At 63.9% G+C, this 17432-nt stretch carries 11 protein-coding genes and 3 pseudogenes; 9 read left to right on the plus strand and 5 right to left on the minus strand.

All coding sequences use genetic code 11. The features are described 5' to 3' along the window. Positions 1–41 precede the first annotated feature (41 nt). The 3 genes from K6M89_RS22140 to K6M89_RS22150 are packed head-to-tail and all read right to left on the minus strand — an operon-like array spanning position 42 to position 3132. A complete protein-coding gene (locus K6M89_RS22140) occupies positions 42–1142 on the minus strand; it encodes a D-TA family PLP-dependent enzyme (protein WP_222140981.1) in 1101 nt (366 codons plus the stop codon). Continuing rightward, positions 1143–2618 (minus strand): M81 family metallopeptidase, encoded by a 1476-nt coding sequence (locus K6M89_RS22145; RefSeq protein WP_222140982.1) that lies wholly within the window; start codon positions 2616–2618, stop codon positions 1143–1145. It abuts the gene before it with no gap. Positions 2619–2649: 31 nt separating this feature from the next. Next, positions 2650–3132, minus strand: coding sequence for a hypothetical protein (locus tag K6M89_RS22150; protein ID WP_222140983.1), 483 nt, complete (start codon positions 3130–3132; stop codon positions 2650–2652). Between the two features lie 111 nt (positions 3133–3243). Here K6M89_RS22150 and K6M89_RS22155 point away from each other — a divergent pair, with 111 nt between their 5' ends. The 5 genes and pseudogenes from K6M89_RS22155 (at position 3244) to K6M89_RS22175 (ending at position 7872) form a co-directional block, all read left to right on the plus strand. Then, on the plus strand, positions 3244–3633 hold the full coding sequence (locus K6M89_RS22155) for a RidA family protein (protein WP_004672940.1): 390 nt from the start codon (positions 3244–3246) through the stop codon (positions 3631–3633). A 22-nt stretch (positions 3634–3655) separates the two neighbouring features. Beyond that, entirely contained in the window at positions 3656–4519 is an 864-nt protein-coding gene (locus K6M89_RS22160) for a MurR/RpiR family transcriptional regulator (protein WP_222141007.1), read from the plus strand. Between the two features lie 25 nt (positions 4520–4544). Then, positions 4545–5321 carry an SDR family oxidoreductase gene (locus tag K6M89_RS22165; RefSeq protein WP_222140984.1) on the plus strand — a complete coding sequence of 259 codons (777 nt, stop codon included), beginning with the start codon at positions 4545–4547 and terminating at the stop codon, positions 5319–5321. 49 nt (positions 5322–5370) lie between these two features. Beyond that, positions 5371–6594: pseudogene (locus tag K6M89_RS22170) on the plus strand (MFS transporter). 75 nt (positions 6595–6669) lie between these two features. Next, the gene (locus tag K6M89_RS22175) at positions 6670–7872 is read left to right on the plus strand and encodes an ROK family transcriptional regulator (protein WP_222140985.1); all 1203 of its coding nucleotides are present in this window, start codon (positions 6670–6672) and stop codon (positions 7870–7872) included. A 17-nt stretch (positions 7873–7889) separates the two neighbouring features. On the opposite strand, the gene K6M89_RS22180 is transcribed toward K6M89_RS22175, so the two are convergent. Beyond that, complete coding sequence (locus K6M89_RS22180) at positions 7890–8804, minus strand: DMT family transporter (RefSeq protein ID WP_222140986.1); 915 nt, start codon at positions 8802–8804, stop codon at positions 7890–7892. A gap of 154 nt (positions 8805–8958) precedes the next feature. On the opposite strand from K6M89_RS22180, the gene K6M89_RS22185 reads away from it, so the two are divergent. Beyond that, positions 8959–9879 (plus strand): helix-turn-helix domain-containing protein, encoded by a 921-nt coding sequence (locus K6M89_RS22185; protein WP_498072976.1) that lies wholly within the window; start codon positions 8959–8961, stop codon positions 9877–9879. Here the strand turns inward: K6M89_RS22185 and K6M89_RS22190 are convergent. After that, complete coding sequence (locus K6M89_RS22190; protein ID WP_222140987.1) at positions 9827–11848, minus strand: beta-N-acetylhexosaminidase; 2022 nt, start codon at positions 11846–11848, stop codon at positions 9827–9829. The two genes, K6M89_RS22185 and K6M89_RS22190, sit on opposite strands and share 53 nt — an antisense overlap. Before the next feature lie 339 nt (positions 11849–12187). Between K6M89_RS22190 and K6M89_RS22195 the strand changes: the two are divergent. The 3 genes and pseudogenes from K6M89_RS22195 to K6M89_RS22205 all read left to right on the plus strand — a co-directional run. Further along, positions 12188–12406 (plus strand): annotated as a pseudogene (locus K6M89_RS22195) (flagellin N-terminal helical domain-containing protein); the annotation flags it as partial. A 92-nt stretch (positions 12407–12498) separates the two neighbouring features. Continuing rightward, positions 12499–14039 (plus strand): annotated as a pseudogene (locus K6M89_RS22200) (DHA2 family efflux MFS transporter permease subunit). Between the two features lie 105 nt (positions 14040–14144). Further along, entirely contained in the window at positions 14145–17432 is a 3288-nt protein-coding gene (locus tag K6M89_RS22205; RefSeq protein WP_222140988.1) for a GH36-type glycosyl hydrolase domain-containing protein, read from the plus strand.

The raw sequence follows: 17432 nt of genomic DNA on the forward strand, positions 1-17432 counted from the left end.
AACTGGCCGGCAGGCCATTCGCCCTCAACCGGAACCGCCCCCTACCAGACGAGGCCGCGGGCGGCGACGTCCTCGACGCGGGTGACGATGCCGCCACGGTGGAACACCATCGTGTCGAACAGGTTGGACACCACGCAGGTGTGGTTCGGGATGATGAAGAGTTTTTCGCCGATCTGCGGCCGCGGGCCGGTGCAATTTGAGAGATCGATCACCCCGTGTTCTTCCGAGAGGCTGGTGATCCGAGCCTGGGGATAACCGACGATCAGGCCGTAATCGCTGAAGCCCTGGAGATCCGAGGTCAGCGCCTTCGAGCCTGCATCGATGACGGCGCGGTCGGCGGTCGGGCGGGAGACGACGGTGGCGAGCACGTGCATGGCGCAATCATCCTCGGTGCAATGGCCCATGCGCACCATCTGGCGGTCGTTGTAGATATAGGTGCCGGCGCGGTGTTCGGTGGCGGAGGGGACGAGATGCGCCTCGAACAGGCTCGGCGTTCCGCCATTGCTGACGATCGGGCAGGCAATGCCGTCGGATTGCAGGCGGTCCAGCGTCTCGGCGGCGAAGGCTTCGACGGCGGCGGCCGATTGCGGCTTCGGATAGGTGACGATGCCGCCGAAGGTGAGGCCGTCGGCGGCGGCGATGCGCCTGGCGAGCGAGGCCGCCTCATCAGGTGTCTGCACGCCGCAGCGGCCGCCGCCGGTGTCGCATTCCACCAGCACGGTCAGCGGCTTGTGGCCGGAAAAATGCGCTGCGAGCCCGTCGACCGTCACTTCGCTGTCGGCGACGACCTTGAGGGCCGAAATGCGCGCGTTCAGCCTGGCGAGGCGCTCGAGCTTCTGCTGTCCGAGGATGTTGAAGGTGATGAGGATGTCGTTGAAGCCGGCTGCGGCGAAAACCTCGGCTTCCGTGACCTTCTGGCAATTGATGCCCTTGGCGCCGGCGGCGACCTGGGCGACAGCGAGCGCCGGGATCTTGTGGGTCTTGATATGCGGGCGGAAGTTCAGCCCGTGCTCATCCATATAGGATTGAACGCGGGCGATATTGGCGGCCAGTCGGTCTTCGTCGATCACGGGGCGCGGCGTCGAGAGATCGGCGATCCGGTCTCCTGCCCTGGCGACGACGGCAAAGCTGCGATCAGGCATTCAGGCGGCTCCGCGTTTTAACCCATGTGGATCGGCCACGATCGGCCAAATCGTCTTCGGCGCCCGCCGATACGGCGTCGTCGCCGGATTATTGGGATAGGGCGTTCCGGCGGAGCAGTAAAGGATTTCCGCGGCGATCTTCGAAAAGGAGGCGAAGAAATGATTGGTGGATTTGATGACCAGGATCTTCTGCTTCGTCGGATCGATGCCCATCACCGAAAACAGGCTCGGATCGAAGCTCTGGGCGCGCGTCGAATTGAGGATGATGTCGATGCCATCGAGCACGATATGGGCGGCGTCGCCGAAGGGGGCCAGGCTCTCGCCGAACTGCATCTCGGCATTCCTGACCAGCCTGACGACTTTCACCATGCCGTCGATCGGATTGCCGGTGCCGGGCGCCGACTTAGCGCCGAAGCGCAGCGGGATTTCCGCCCCCTCGCCTGCCGCAAAACAGATCTGCACCGCCATCGGATCCCAGATGGTGCCGATCGCCGCACTGCTAACGCCGCGGGCCATCAGCTCGGCGAGGATGACGGTCGCATCGCCGGCCGTGCCGCCGCCCGGATTGTCCCAGACATCGGCGATGACCACGGGCCAGGCGGTGGCGGCAATCGCGCGCGAGACGGCTTGCCTCTCGTCGATCTGCGGGACCATGAAGGTGCCGCGCTTGGAAAAGAGCTCGAGGCCGAGGTCGCGCGCTAGAGCCGCACCCTTCTCCGGCTTGTTGTCGGTGACGACGAGCAGCTTCGTTCCCATCTCGGGAACGTCGCCCACCATGAAGCCGTGGATCACCGAGATCGACAGGATCTCGGGGTCGTCCTTTTCGATCCGTATGATCTTGTCGACGAAGGAGCGCATCGGGTCGCGCGAGGTCGGGAAGACGTCGATCATGCGGCAGTCGAACACCGACATGACGGGCTTGGCCCGGCCTTCGAGCGTGTCGACGGCGATGCGCCAGAGATCCTCGGCGCGGTCCACGAAATCCGTGTGCGGAAATTCCTTGAAATAGACGGCGAAATTAAGCGCCGCGACGCGTTTTGCGGTGAGATGGCTGTGCGGATCGAGCTCGGCGCAGATCAGGACATCAGGCCCGACGATCTCGCGCATGCGCTGGAGCAGATCGCCTTCCGTGTCCTCGTAGCCGGCCGCGACCATGGCGCCGTGCAGGCCCATGACGACGGCATCAACGGGCATGGCCGCCTTGAGTTGGTCGAGGATTTCGTCGCGCAGGTCCTCATAGGTCGTCCGGTTGACGAGGCCTGCCGGATCGGCCCAGGTGGCGGTTCCCTCGATCAGCTCCCAGCCCTTTTCCCTCGTGACGCGCCGGCCGACGGTGATCGGCGCGGTGCAGAGCGTCGGCGTCTCGGGATGCTGGCCGGGCGGGGCGTAAAGCGAGGCTTCGAATGCGCGACGATCGACGCAGATCGGGGAGAAGGTGTTGGTCTCGGTCGCCAGTGCTGCCGTGAATATGCGCAAGAAAGTGGCCTTCGTGTTGCAGGCCCCCGCTTCACCCCATCGGGTTCGGCAGGTAGCCGGTGAAACCTGAGATTTTCCAGCGTCCCTCGTGCAGTCTGCAATAATAGAGCGTCTGCCATTGCAGGACATCGCGGGTGCCGTCGGCCTTGGTAATGCCGCCGTCGAATTTCTTGCGGACCAGCGCCGTGTCGCCTTCGATCTCGATATCTTCGAGCGTCGTCGTGGTGAAGATCGCCGTGCGCGGATCTTCGGCGAAGCTCTGCCCGGCAAAATCTCTTGCCTGCCTCAGCCACTCCTCGCGATAGGCCGACAGCGAGGGAAAGGCGAGCCGCCAATTGTCGGGGTTGACCTCCTTGCGGCCGTCGATGCCGATGAAGCCCTCTTCGACGAAGTCATGCTCGACCAGCGACCAGTCGGCGGCGAGAAAAGCATCGATATCGCGGGAAACGAGCATTTCCCAGATGGCGTGCCGGGCGCGGTCGGAGGGGAAAGGGTTTTGAAAAGGATCGCGCATGTCTGCCCAGGATTGAAATTCTTTTCATAAATCGCGTTTTTCACTGGTCAAATTCTGCTTTCTATGGTCATTTGTCAACGTATCAAGAAAATAATTTGCAAGGACTTCAGCATGCCCATCAAGCGCTATGGCACGGTTCAAACGGGCGCCGGCGGCAAGACGCTGCCATTCGCGCGTGCGGTCGAGGCCGACGGATGGCTCTATGTTTCCGGCCAGGTTGCGATGGAAGACGGCGAAATCATCGACGGCAATATCATCGCCCAGACCCACAAGACGATCGCCAATGTGCTGGAGATTCTCGAGGAGGCCGGCTACGGCGTCGAAGATGTCGTGCGCGTCGGTGTCTGGCTCGACGATCCGCGCGACTTCTGGACCTTCAACAAGATCTACCAGGAGTATTTCGGCGAGCATCCGCCGGCACGCGCCTGTGTGCAATCGTCGATGATGGTCGATTGCAAGGTTGAGATCGACTGCGTGGCCTATAAGAAGAAGGACGCATAGGGAAAAATCGGTGGGAGTCGGTTTGGATATCTTTTCGACATTGCAGGAAGATAAGAGCCGGCTTTCTCCTTCGGAAAACCGCATCGCGGAAATCATCGTCAACGATTTCGAGTTTGCCGTGAATGCTTCGATCATCGAGCTCGCCGAGCGGGCCGAGGTTTCGCCGCCGACCGTCACCCGCTTCTGCCGGCGGCTGGGCTGCGAGAGCTTTTCCGATTTCAAGGTGCAGCTCGCCCGCACCGCCCATATCGGCGTGCGCTATCTGAAGCCGGAATCGAAAAGCACCGATCCGGCCGATGTCGCCCAGGATATCATCACCAAGGCTCAGAACGCGCTGTTTCTCCTGCACCGCTCGCTCGATCTGGCGGCGATCGAAGCGGCCGTTTCCCATATCGCCAAGGCCGACATGATCTACGCCTTCGGCTCGGGCGGCAATTCGTCGATGATCGCCGACGAGCTGCAGAACCGCCTCTTCCGTCTCGGGCTTCGCATCACCGCCAGTTCCGATCACAGCATGCAGCTGATGATGGCGGCGGCGGCCAGGCCGGGCGATGTGCTGATCGGCTCGTCCTTCTCGGGGCGGAATATGGAGCTGGTGCGGGCCTTCGAGCTTGCCCGCCAGGCCAAGGTGAAGACGATCGCGCTGACCCAGACGGACAGCCCGGTTGCCAGGGCGGCCGAAATCGTCGTGCCGATCGACCTTCCCGAAGGCAACAATATCTACCGTCCGACCTCGACGCGCATCGCCTATATCGCCACGGTCGATATTCTCTCGAGCCTGGTCGCCTATGCGGTTCAGCCGAAGGCGACGACCACGCTGCGGCGCATCAAGCAGCAACTCGTCATCCACCGCGACGGCGACGACCGGCAATTGCTTGGAGATTGAAACTTGTGAGCGGGAGTGCGGGAAAATGACCCAATCGGCAGCCATCGTCACGGGTGCGGCGGGCGATATCGGCGCGGCAATCGCCGCACGCCTTGCCGATGATCACGACATCGTGCTGCTCGCCGATATCGATGCCGCGGCTGCGGCCGCCGTCGCGTCGAAGCTCGGGCCGGCCGGCCGTTTCGTGGCCGTCGGCTGCGATGTGACCAGCGAGACGAGCATATCAGAATTGGCAAGACGCGCCGCCGAGGCCGGGCTGGTTCGAACCCTCGTCAACAATGCCGGCGCGGCGCGGGCGACCAGCCTGCACGACACGACGCCGGAGATCTGGCGGGCGGACAATGCGCTCAATCTTGAAGCCGCCTTCTTATGCTTCCGCGCCTTCGAGCCGATGCTGAAGGCGTCCAAAGGGTCAGTCGTCAACATCGCCTCGGTCAACGGCATGCATGTCTTCGGGCACCCGGCCTATAGCGCCGCCAAGGCCGGCCTTCTGCACTTCACCCGGCTGGTAGCCGTGGAATACGGCAAGTTCGGCATCCGCTCCAATGCCGTCGCGCCCGGCACGGTGAAGACGCAGGCCTGGGAGGCGCGCGCCGCCGCCAATCCCAATGTTTTCGAGGAAGCGCGCCGGTGGTATCCGCTGCAGCGCGTCGTCGATCCCAGCGATGTCGCCAATGCCGTGGCCTTCCTTGCCGGCCCGCTCGCCGCCGCCATTACGGGCGTCTGCCTGCCCGTCGATTGCGGCCTGACGGCAGGCCAGGCCGAGCTGGCGCGGACCTTCTCCCAATCGGAGCATTATTGATTATCAGGCGTGGCCGCGCCTGCCGATTTCCCTGACGATTGACGACCCGATGAGCCGCCTCTTCCCTGATGTCTTCCGCAATCCGGCGATCCGCGCCAGCATGATCGCCATTTTCACCTTCGGCATGGCGGGGGCGATGACCGCGCCCTATCGTTCGATCGTCGGCATTCGCGAATTGGGCTTGAGCGACGGGCTCTATTCCTTCCTCGCCTTCGCCTCGGCGGCGGTGAACGTGGTGATCAGCGTCCTGCTCGGCAATCTTGCCGACCGGCTTGGCGAATACCGTTCGGCGATGATCGGCGCCTGCCTCTTCGGCATCGTCGGCTACGGCATGATCTATGCCTTTCCGAGCGCGGCGATCTTCGCCGTCAGCGCGCTGCTGCCGATGCCGATCTACGGGGCGCTGAATTCGCTGCTGTTTGCCAATGCGCGCGCGGCAATGCAGGGCATGAGCCGGAATGACATGGTGACGGCCAACTCGGGCGTGCGGGCGATGATCTCGCTCTCCTGGGTGCTGATCCCCGGCATCACAGGCCTTGTGCTCTCGGGTGCATCGAGCATGCTGCCGGCCTATCTCTTCGCCGGCCTCTCCTGCGTGCTGTGCCAGGGCATCATCCTCTTCGCCCTGCCGAAGCGGGTCGGAACGGAAATGGGGGCGGCTCATCATCTCACCTATCTCGGCGCGCTCAGGCAGGTGGTTTCGCCGCGGATTTCCGCGCATATCGCAGGCGTGGCGCTGATCACCAGCACGCTGCATCTGAACGACGCGCTGCTGCCGCTGATCGCCACCGGCGCGGCGCATGGCCGGCTCAGCGACGTCGGCATTCTTGTCGGCATCGTCGCCTTGCTGGAGGTCGTCTTCATCATCGTCTGGTCGCGGATCGCGCGGAAGACCGGGTAGATGACGGCGCTGGCCGCCGGCACCTTCATCTATGCGCTGTTCCTCGGCCTTCTCGGCTTTGCCTCCGCGCCGTGGCACCTTTATGCACTGACCCTGATCGCCGGCATAGGTGCTGCGGCGATCATCAGCATTCCGATCACCTATCTGCAGGATCTCATCGCCGACCGGCCGGGGCTCGGCAGCGCGCTCATTTCCGTCAATGTCTTTGCAAGTGCGGGGATCGGTGCGCTGGTCTTCGCCGCCGGCACGTGGCTGAGCAATTATTCCGGAACCGCCATTCTGAGCGCCGTCACCGGCCTGTCGGGCATCACCCTCCTCGGGCTGCTGCAGCGGCGCAATGCCGTTGCCCTTGCGGACGCCGAGGTTCAGTAAGCCGGACGAAAAATCTGGCTTTCATCGCTACCCGTCTTGTGACAAGGGTGAGACTGCATTTCCTCTGAAGGCGACATGAAGGCGATCTCCGGCACGAATCTCGAGCAGGCCAAGTCTCACAATCGGCGGGTGGTGATCGAGTTGATCCGCACGCACGGTTCCCTGTCGCGGGCGGCTATCGCCCGGATGACGGCGCTGACGCCGCAGACGGTGTCGAACATTGTCGAGGAGCTGGAGAAGTCGCATCTGCTCGTCGCCGCCGAGGCGCAGAAGCTGGCGCGCGGCCAGCCGATCATCCCCTATTCGATCAATCCGGCCGGCGCCTATTCGATCGGCCTCGAGCTTGGCCGCAAGCGGGCGAGCGGCGTGCTGACCGATCTCTCCGGCGCCGTCTGCGCGCGCGTCGAACGCCAGGTCGAACATCCCGATCCGCAGGGGGCGATGCCGGTCCTACAGTCGATCGTCGAGCATCTCAAACAGGCCTTCGCATTCGATCAGGAGCGGCTGCTCGGCGTCGGCCTCGCCCTGCCCGGCCGCTATGCCGAGGGCGGCACCACCTCTCTCAGCCCCCAGAGCCTGCCCGGCTGGCAAGGTTTTCCCGTCGGTCACGAGCTGGAACAGCGGCTCAACGTGCCGGTGCTGGTCGAGAACGATGCGACGGCAGCCGCGATCGGCGAGCGGCTTCATGGTGTCGCCCGCGGTCTGGCCAGCTTCGTCTACCTGTTTCTGGCCGGCGGTGGCGGCATCGGCGCCGGCATGTTCCTCGACGGCCATCTCTACAAGGGCAGCCGCAACAATGCCGGCGAGATCGGCCATATCATCGTCGAGCCGCATGGCAGGCTCTGCAGCTGCGGCAAGCGCGGCTGCCTCGATCGCTACATCTCGGCGTCGGTCGCCTATGAATTCATGGGCATCGCCAATACAGGCGCGCTTTCGCCCGGCGCGCTCGACGCGCTGATCGAAAGGGGAAACGACGGTCTGGACGCCTGGCTCGACCAGGCCGTCCAGCCGCTGCGGCAGACCGTCGATTTCCTCGAGCTCGCCTTCGATCCTGAGACCATCGTGCTTGGCGGCAGCCTGCCGCCATCGCTGATGCGCCGGCTTGCCGAGCGGCTGGAGCCGCTGCACGATCCGATCGACCCCGGCCGGCAGCGGACGGTGCCGCGTGTGATGATTGGCATGACCGGCAAGGATACCGCCATCCTCGGCGCCGCCGCCCTGCCGATCTTCTCCGAAACCAATCCGCGCTTCGACGTGCTGCAGAAGCCGGTCGGCTAGCGCATGTCGGGCGTCCTTCAGCCGCGTGCCGGCAGGCCGGCATCTGGTTGCGGCGGGCGGCGGGCGAGAGGTCGCGCAAAGATGACCACGTTCCCGAGAAGCGTCAGCGCCAGGCCGATCAGGCCGAGACCGGTCCAGTGATAGCCCTCGAAGACCGCCGACAGCGACAGGGCGACGATCGGGAACAGCACGGTGGCGTAGGCTGCGCGTGAGGAGCCGATGCGGGACACCAGCATCAGGTAGGTGGTGAAGCCGATCACCGATCCGATGGCCGAGAGATAGAGCAGTGCGGCAAGATAGGTGATGCCTGATGGTGCCACGATCGGCGTCTGCGTCACGGCAATCAGGACGAGGAGGATGATCGTGCCATAGGTCATGCCCCAGGCATTGGCGGTCAGCGGTGAGATTCCGGCGGCGCTGTTGCGGCGCGACGCCATATTGCCGAGCGAGAAGAACAGCGTGCCGAGCGCTGCGAGCCCGATCCCTTTCAACGTGTCCATATCGAAATCGACGACAACCTCCTCTCCGAACAGCAGGAGAAGGCCGGTGGCGCCGAGCGCCGCTGCGAGCAGCGTGCGGCCTGTTATGCGGTCGCCGAAGAAGAGGCGTGCATTGACGGCATTGTAGATCGTCGCAAGCGAGAAGATCACCGAGATCAGCCCTGAAGGAATCGAGGCGGCGGCGTTGTAGAAACAGATGAAATTGAGGCTGAACAGGCAGAGCGCTTGCGCAAGGATGAAAGGTTGATCGCGCAAGGCAGGGACCTTGAGTCGGCCCATGACAGCAAGGATGGCGACGAGGATCACCGCTGCCAGCGCAAATCGGTAAAAGACCGAGACCAGGACCGGCACGGGACCCACCTGCATTGCAATGGCGATCCAGGTCGTCCCCCATATGAGGACGGTCGCGATGAAAAGAACGGCATTTGCCATGGAGTAATCCTCGTTTTCTCCACGAATAGGCAAACGGTCAGCAGGTCTCTTGCAGATTCTTGCTATGAAATCGATGTGCCCGGACTTCCCCCTCGCCATGTCAGGCGTCTCTCCGTATTATTCTGAACGCGTGGCCAGCTGTGGGAAAGAACTGGTGAAAGATAGCCGCCTCTCGGTATTCAGGTTTTTGTCCGCATCTCCCAAGGCGCGGATGTCACAGTCGATCGATCTCGGTTTCGGGCGATCGGCGGCCATCTGGAGCAATGCGCATGACCGGATGAGCTATGAGCGGCCGGACGGTCATACGTTCAGTCTTTATCTCAGCGGCGGCGCCGGAACGCGTCGGCTGGATGGCGGCCCCGACGCGCGCGGCCGTCCTGGGGTGCTGTGCATCATGCCGCAGGGGCATTCGTCCGAATGGGAAATCACCGACTTCTTCGAATTCGTCCATCTATATGTTCCCGACGATCAGATGCGTCGGATGTTTGCCGAGACGTTTGACCGCGATGCGCGGCTGATGGCTCTTCCCGAGGTGACCTTCGCCGATGCGCCCGCCCTGGCGCTGAGGCTTCGGCAGATGACGGAAGCGATGTTGGCGGGCGGCCATCTGCTGGCCGAAGAAGCGATGACGCAGGCGATCAACGATCTCTTCGTTGATCCGTGTTATGGAGGCATGCGCGCCTGCGCGATCAGCGGCGGGCTTGCGCCGCATGTGCGGCGCCGAACTCTGGATTATATCGAGGCCCATCTCGGTGAGACGATCCGCTTGCAGGATCTGGCTGATATCGGGCAGCTCAGCGCTTTTCATTTTCAGCGGATGTTCCGGGCATGCTTCGGTGTGTCGCCGCATGGCTGGGTGGCGCACCGGCGTGTCGAGCGCGCCAAATCGATGCTATCAGGCATGGAGCCGATCGCGCAGATCGCATCGGCATGCGGCTTCAGCAGCCAGAGCCACCTGACCCGGGCCTTCAAGTTGGGCACCGGCGTCACACCCTCCGCCTACCGGCAGGTGAAGGCCGGCCTTACGACTGTTGCAGCCCGTAAAGCAGCGGCATCAGCCCTGCGAGCGCCTTGAAGCGCTCCCAGGACTTGGCCGACGGCTTCGTCCAGCCGGTTTCGGCAAGCCCTGAGATGCGCGGGAAGACGAGACGGTCGAAAACGGCGCGGTCCGTCATAGGTTCCGACCAGATGCAGGCCTGGATGCCGAGCAGTTTCTGTTTCTGCGCCGCCGTCCAGCCGCCGACCGGATCGAAGTTGTAGAGCTTTTCCGCGTCCGAATTCCCCGCCCAGCTGGCGCCCGGCTCGTCCCAATCCGGCCTCAGCGCCATGTCGAGGTAATAGACCTGGCCGGGGCAGACGACCATTTGATAGCCGCGTTCGGCGAGTTCGGCCGAGACCTCGACATTGCGCCAGCTGCAGAGATAACTCTTCTCCTTGTCGATGACGTCGCCATGCGCCGCCTCTTCCCAGCCGCCGGTGATGCAGCCCTTGCTCGCCAGGAAACGCTGCACGCGCTCCAGGAACTCCGCCTGCAGGATCGCCGCGCCCGAGCCGTGAATGTCGTCGGCGCCATGCGTATTGGTGACGACATTCAGCCGCTGGGCATGCGCATCGGCAACCGCGTCGCCGGCGACAGTGCGCAGGCGATCGAGCGCTGCCGGCGAGCCGGACCATGCGCCGAGCGGCACCTCGTCGGCGCCGAGATGGATGACCTTGAACGGGAAGAGCTCGATCAGTTCGGAAAGAATGGTCTCGACGATCTCGTAGGTCTGCTCGCGGACCGGGTTGATGCAATTGTCGGGAAAGCCTTGGACGGAGTAATAGCTGCCCTTCTCGGCCGGATCGCGCAGCTCCGGTATCGCCTGCTGCATGGCGTAGCAGTGGCCGGGCATGTCAATTTCAGGCACGATTTCGATGCCGAAGCTCTTTGCCTGGGCGACGATCTCGCGGATGACGGCTTTGCTATAGTAGCCGCCCGTCCGCGCCGGGCTTGATCCGAGCAGCGGCGGCACGGCAAGGCCGTGGCCGCGCCAGGCGCCGATCTCGGTCAGGGCGGGATAGGCGTCGATCTCGACGCGCCAGGCCTCGTCGTCGGAAAGGTGCCAGTGGAAGCGGTTGAGCTTGTTCCAGGCCAGCACTGCCAGCAGCTTCTTGACCTCGGCGGCGCCGTAAAACTGGCGGGCGACATCGAGATGCAGGCCGCGCCAGCCCATTGCCGGTTCGTCGACGATCTCGCCGGCTCCAGGAAACTGGAAGACCCCGGGATGCAGCCTGGCGCCACGCCAGATCTGGCCGAGCGTGACGAGGCCGTAGAGAAAGCCGGTTCGGCTGCTCGCCTCGACCGTCAGGTTTTCCTCGTCGAAGCTCAGCCGATAGGCTTCGGGGCCGAAGCCGGCGGCATCCCTCAGGATGACGGGAACTGCGCCTTCCGCCTCGGTGCGCCCGATGCCTTCGACGGCGAAGAGATGGTCGACCAGCGCCGCGAAGCCTTTCGCCGCCGCCTCCCCTTCGGTGCTCTGCGCCTGCGGCGCAAAACCGGCCGGCAGCGGACGGCGCGAGGCGACCGCGACATGGTTCGGCCAGGGGATGACCGAAATCTGGACGGGCGCGTTGGCGGGAACCGGATAGATCTCGGCGCCGCGCTTCAGGGCCGCGTTGCTGACCGAAGAGCGCGTCGGCTCGATGCCGAGCACGATGGTGCTGCCATCGGAAAGCGCGAGATAGGCGCTCGTCGCACCGTCCGTCCAGTGGCGGAACTGCCAGCTCAGCGCATAGACGGAGATTGTCCAGGTCTCGCCGGCGCCGAGCACGAAATCGGCCGGTGGCCGGAACTCGGTGAAATTCGAAAGCCGTTGCGAAACGGTCGCGCCTTCGACGCGGCCGGCGGGGTCGACACGGCCTGGGCCGCTGACGCAGAGAGAAAAATTCGAAAGCGGTTCGCTGCCGAGGTTCTTGAGGCGCAGGGCGTAGGAGAATTCCTTGCCGTCGGCGGGCGGGTTCCAGAGGGTTTCAAGCCGCAGGGCGTTCGGTCGCGGTGTCGACATCATCACTCTTCCTTGAGGGAAAACAGGTCTTTGAGCGTTCCGCCGCAGGCGCCGGGATCGGCATGGCGGTTGAAGTCAATCAAATTGATTTAATATTGATAGTCGGTTTTTCGCCGCGGCGTCAATCGGCGATGCGGAATTTCTGCGGCCGACCTCCAGGGCCAATGCCGGCCGCCGATCGGCGGATAAGCTCCCCATGGTCGAGGTGTCGCATTTCGGGAAAAAATTTCGGCCGGCCGCCGACCGCTCGATACGGGTCGATAAGCATGAGGCTGCTCGCCACGGCCCGGATGTTCCCGGGATGCAACCCATCCAACTTCCGAACCAGGCGAATTTCCAATGACGAGCATCAATACGAACAATTCCGCAATGGCTGCCCTTCAGACGCTGCGCAGCATCAACTCCAACCTCGAATCGACGCAGAACAGCGTTTCCACCGGTTATCGCGTCGACACCGCATCCGACAATGCTGCCTACTGGTCGATCGCCACCACGACGCGCTCCGACAACAAGGCCCTTTCGGCCGTCTCCCCCTCGGCATGTGCCGCCGCTGCTCAAGCTTGCCGATTGACATGCCGATCGTTTCGATCGCAAACATGACGGCCTTGGATATTCTCACCGCAGAAATGCCGTGCTGGCGGGATCATCGCATGTCGGAAGGACTTGAAGCTGCTCGTCCTGACGGAACGCCCGCCATCGTCTGGCTCGGCTTCCTGGCCATGTGCGTTGGCATGTTCATGGCCATCCTCGACGTCCAGGTGGTGGCGACTTCGCTGCCGACCATCCAGTCGGCGCTCGATATCGATCCGGATCAGATGAGCTGGATACAGACGGCCTACCTCATCGCCGAGGTGATCGCGATCCCGCTCACCGGCCTCTTGACGCGGCTCTTGACGATGCGATGGCTGTTCGTTGCCGCCATCACCCTGTTCGTGATCGCGTCGGCCGGCTGTGCCGCCAGCGGCAGTTTCGGCACGCTGGTTGCCTGGCGGGTGCTTCAGGGCTTTTCCGGCGGGACCCTGATCCCCTCGGTGTTTTCGGCCGTCTTCATCCTGTTCCCGAACGAGCGGCAGGCGCTTGCGACGACGATCGCCGGCGTGCTGGCCGTGCTGGCGCCGACCGTCGGGCCGATCGTCGGCGGATGGCTGACCGAAACCTATTCCTGGCACTGGCTGTTCCTGATCAACATCCTTCCGGGCATTGCCTCGGCGATCCTGGCGGCCCGCTTCCTGCCCAGGCAGGCGGCCGATCCGTCCGAACTCAGGCATCTCGACGGCCTGTCGCTGCTGTTGATGGCGACGGCGCTGACGACGCTGGAACTCAGCCTGAAAGAGGCGCCGACCAGCGGCTGGACTTCGGCCTATGTGCTGAGCCTGCTGGCGGTCTGTCTTGTGTCGGGAGGCGCGTTCATCAGCCGGACGCTGCGTCGGCGCCGGCCGATCGTCGATCTCGGCAATTTCGCCGATCGCAACTTTCTCGTCGGCTCGGTCCTGAGCTTCGTGCTTGGCATCGGCCTCTTCGGCTCGGTCTATCTCATGCCGGTTTTTCTCGCTTTCGTCAGGGGCCACGATGCCCTCGAAATCGGCGTGACCATGCTGGTCACCGGCATCGCCCAGCTGATCTCCGCGCCGGTTGCGGTCGCGCTGGAGAAGCGCATGGATGCGCGGCTGCTGTCGGCTACCGGTTTTGCCCTGTTTGCGATCGGTGTCGGCATGAGCGCCTTTCAGGATCCGCGTTCGGACTACGATGCGATGTTTTGGCCGCAGATCGTCCGCGGCGTCGCCATCATGTTTTGCCTGTTGCCGCCGACGCGGCTGGCGCTCGGCACGCTGCCGGCCGATCGCATTCCCGATGCCAGCGGGCTTTTCAATCTGATGCGCAATCTCGGCGGTGCCATCGGCATCGCGCTGATCGACACCATCATCTACACCCGCTCGGAGCCGCTGGGCCAAGGTCTGTGGCGCGCCTTCAGGCCGGCGACATCGAGGCGGCAGCCTTCGTCGGCGCGCCACTTCAGGCGATATCGGGACATACCGGCAGCTTCGATGCCGATACCACGGCGCTGCTCGATCCGCTGATCCAGACGGCGGCAAGCGTCCAGGCCATCAACGAAGCCTGGATGGTCGTCGCCATCCTGACCGGCTGCGCCCTGCTGTGCGTGCCCATCGCCAGGCGGCCGGCGCCGGGGTGACGAGCGTCACGAGACCTTGTCGATCTGCCGATCACCGGTAAGATTTCTCTCACTCTTTTTGCGCCATCCTCTGATTCCCCTCTGGCACTCATCGACGAGATCTCCATGGCCCCCAACCGGACGCGCAGCTTGCAAATGCCACGACGCGAAGAGCTTGGGCTCTTTGCGATCAGCAACGGTTCCGGCCTGTCGATATCGGCGCTGCCGAACGGGACGCTGTTTGCCATCGACTATGCCGACGACAAGGGATCCGTGCAGATCAACCAGATCCAGGGCTCGCCGCTCATCGGTGGCATTGGCCGCCTTTATCTGCGCGCCGGCGGCGCCCGCCCCGATGTCGTCGAGATCGTCGGGCCGCGTGCCAAAGGCAGTTTCGCCTATGATGCGACGAGCTTCTGCTGGAGCGGCAAGACAGGCGATATCGCCTACGACGTCCGCCTCGCGCTTCATCCCTCCGAGACGGCATGGTTCTGGCATGCCTCGATCCGGCATCTGAGAGAGGGAACGCTGCCGGCGGATCTGGTGCTGATCCAGGATGTCGGCCTCGGCGATCGCGGCTTTCTGATGAACAGCGAGGCCTATGCCTCGCAATATGTCGATCACCACATTGCCGACCACAAGACCTATGGTTGCGTCGTGATAAACCGGCAAAATCTCAAGCAGTCGGGCGGCCGCAATCCCTGGCTGGCGCAAGGCTGCCTCGACGGGGCTGTCGCCTATGCCACCGATGCGATCCAGCTGGTGCAGGCAAAGGGCCGGCTCGACGACCTGCTGGTCGGCGCCTTCGGCACGCCGCTGCCGAGCCAACGGCGGCAGCAGGAGACCGCCTGCCCGGCCGTTCAATCGAGATCGCTCTCGGTCACACCAGATGGCGCGACGGCGACTTTCTTTGCCCTGTTCGCCGCCGATCATCCCGAGGCGTCGAGCGATGCCGATCTTTCGCGGCTCGACGGCATCAAGCAGCCGGACGATGCGGCCGCTCGTCAGGAGGCGGCAGCACCGGTTCGCAGCCTGCTCCAGGACGCTCCTCTGCTGGAAGTCGAGACGCTGGATAAAAAGGCGATCGGCCGGCTCTATCCCGAGCGGAGCCTGGAAGAGCGCGGCCACGGAAAACTACTTTCTTTTTTCGTGCCGGACGGTGCTCTCAACCGCCATGTCGTGCTGCGCGACAAGGAGCTCGTCGTCGCGCGGCGCCACGGCGCGATTGTCCGAAGCGGCCAGAACATGCTGCTGGATGATGCCACGCTTGCCGCCACCTGCTGGATGCAGGGCATTTTTGCCGCGCAGCTGACGATCGGCAACACGTCCTTCCACAAGCTCTTTTCCGTCTCGCGCGATCCCTACAATCTGACGCGCGCCAGCGGACTGCGCATCATGGCGGATGTCGGCGCGGGCTGGCAGCTTCTGGCGGTGCCGTCGGCTTTCGAGATGGGTTTGAGCGACTGCCGCTGGATCTATCAATGCCCGGAGCAGACGATCATCGTCACGGCCGTCGCCTCCGGCGAGGATGCGGCGATGCAATGGAGCCTCTCCGTCGAGGGCAAGCCGTGCCGCTTCCTGGTCTTCGGTCATGTCGTGCTCGGCGAGCGCGAATATGACGCCGGCGGGCAGATCGACTTCGACCCCTCGCGCAAACGCGTCTCCTTCCGGCCCGACCCCGCCTGGCTCTGGGGCGGGCGTTACCCCGATGCCGTCTATTGGCTGGTGAGTTCGACGCCTGATGCCATCGACGAGATCGGCGGCGACGAGCTGCTCTATACCGATGGCCTCGCGCGCAACGGCGCTTTCGTGGCGCTGCGCTCGCAGCCGACGCAGGCGCTCTCCTTCGCCGTCGTCGGCTCGATGACCGATGCCGAAGACGCCGAGCGGCTGGCGCAACGTTATGAGGCCGGGGTCAGCGATGAGGCCATGCTCGCGCCGGCATCGGCATTCTGGCGCAACGCCGTGCGCGGCATGCGGATCGACAGCGCTTCGCCCGATCTTGCCGCCCAGGCAACCCTGCTGCCCTGGCTTGCACATGACGCCATCGTGCATCTGAGCGTGCCGCATGGGCTGGAGCAATATACGGGTGCGGCCTGGGGCACGCGCGACGCCTGCCAGGGGCCGATCGAATTCCTGCTCGCCTATGAACATGACCGCGAGGCCAGGCAAGTGCTGAAAACCGTCTTCAGCGAACAGTACCTGGAAAAAAGCGACTGGCCGCAATGGTTCATGCTGGAGCCCTATGCCAACATCCGGGCGGGTGACTGCCATGGCGATATCATCGTCTGGCCGTTGAAGGCGCTGTGCGACTATATCGAAGCGACCGGCGATCTCGCCATTCTCGACGAGAAGGTGTCCTGGCGCGATGAAAAGACCATGCAGAAGGCGCCGGAAGCCGACACCATCACCGTCCATGTCGAGAAACTGCTCGATTCCGTCCGCGAACGCTTCATCCCGGGAACCCATCTGATCCGTTATGGCGAGGGCGACTGGAACGATTCCCTGCAGCCGGCCGATCCGCATCTGCGCGACTGGATGGTCAGCAGCTGGACCGTCGCCCTGCTCTACGAGCAGATCGTCCGCTATTCCGCCATCCTGCGCCGTCTCGGCCTTGGCGAGAGAGCCAAGGCCCTGAGGAAGATCGCCATGGCGATGCGCCGGGATTTCAACCGCCATCTCGTGCGGGACGGCGTCGTCGCCGGCTATGGCATTTTCGATCCGGCCCATGAGGGCGTCGAATTGCTGCTGCATCCGAGCGACACGCGCACCGGCCTCTCCTTCTCGCTGATCGCGATGACGCAGGCGATGCTCGGCAAGCTGTTCACGCCGGCGCAGCGGCGCGATCATATGCGGCTGATCGAGGAGCATCTGCTTTTCCCCGACGGCGTACGGCTGATGGAAAAGCCCGCGACCTACGCCGGCGGGCCTGAAACGCTGTTCCGCCGGGCCGAATCCTCCTCCTTCTTTGGCCGCGAGATCGGGCTGATGTATGTGCATGCACATCTGCGTTATTGCGAAACGCTTGCCCTGGACGCTGCCGCGGACGCGCTCTGGGAGGCGATCGCCGTCGTCAATCCGATCGCCGTCACGACGGCCTTGCCGCAGGCATCGCTGCGCCAGCGCAATACCTATTTCAGCAGCAGCGACGCGGCCTTCCATGACCGCTATCAGGCGGCGGATGATTGGGCGCGCGTCAAGGCGGGCAAGATCGCCGTCGACGGCGGATGGCGCATCTATTCAAGCGGCCCCGGCCTCTACACCAGGAGTTTCGTGGAAAATATCCTGGGCTTCAAACGACGCTTCGGCCGGCGCAGCCGCAAACCGCTTCTGCCGGCGGCGCACGCCGCTGTCGATCTGAGGACGGATCACGCAGCCTGGTGGCGGTTGATGAAGCCGAAGCCGCAAATATGA

Origin of the sequence: Rhizobium croatiense, from assembly GCF_019793465.1 — a bacterium.
In the GTDB taxonomy this organism is placed as follows: Bacteria; Pseudomonadota; Alphaproteobacteria; order Rhizobiales; family Rhizobiaceae; genus Rhizobium; species Rhizobium croatiense.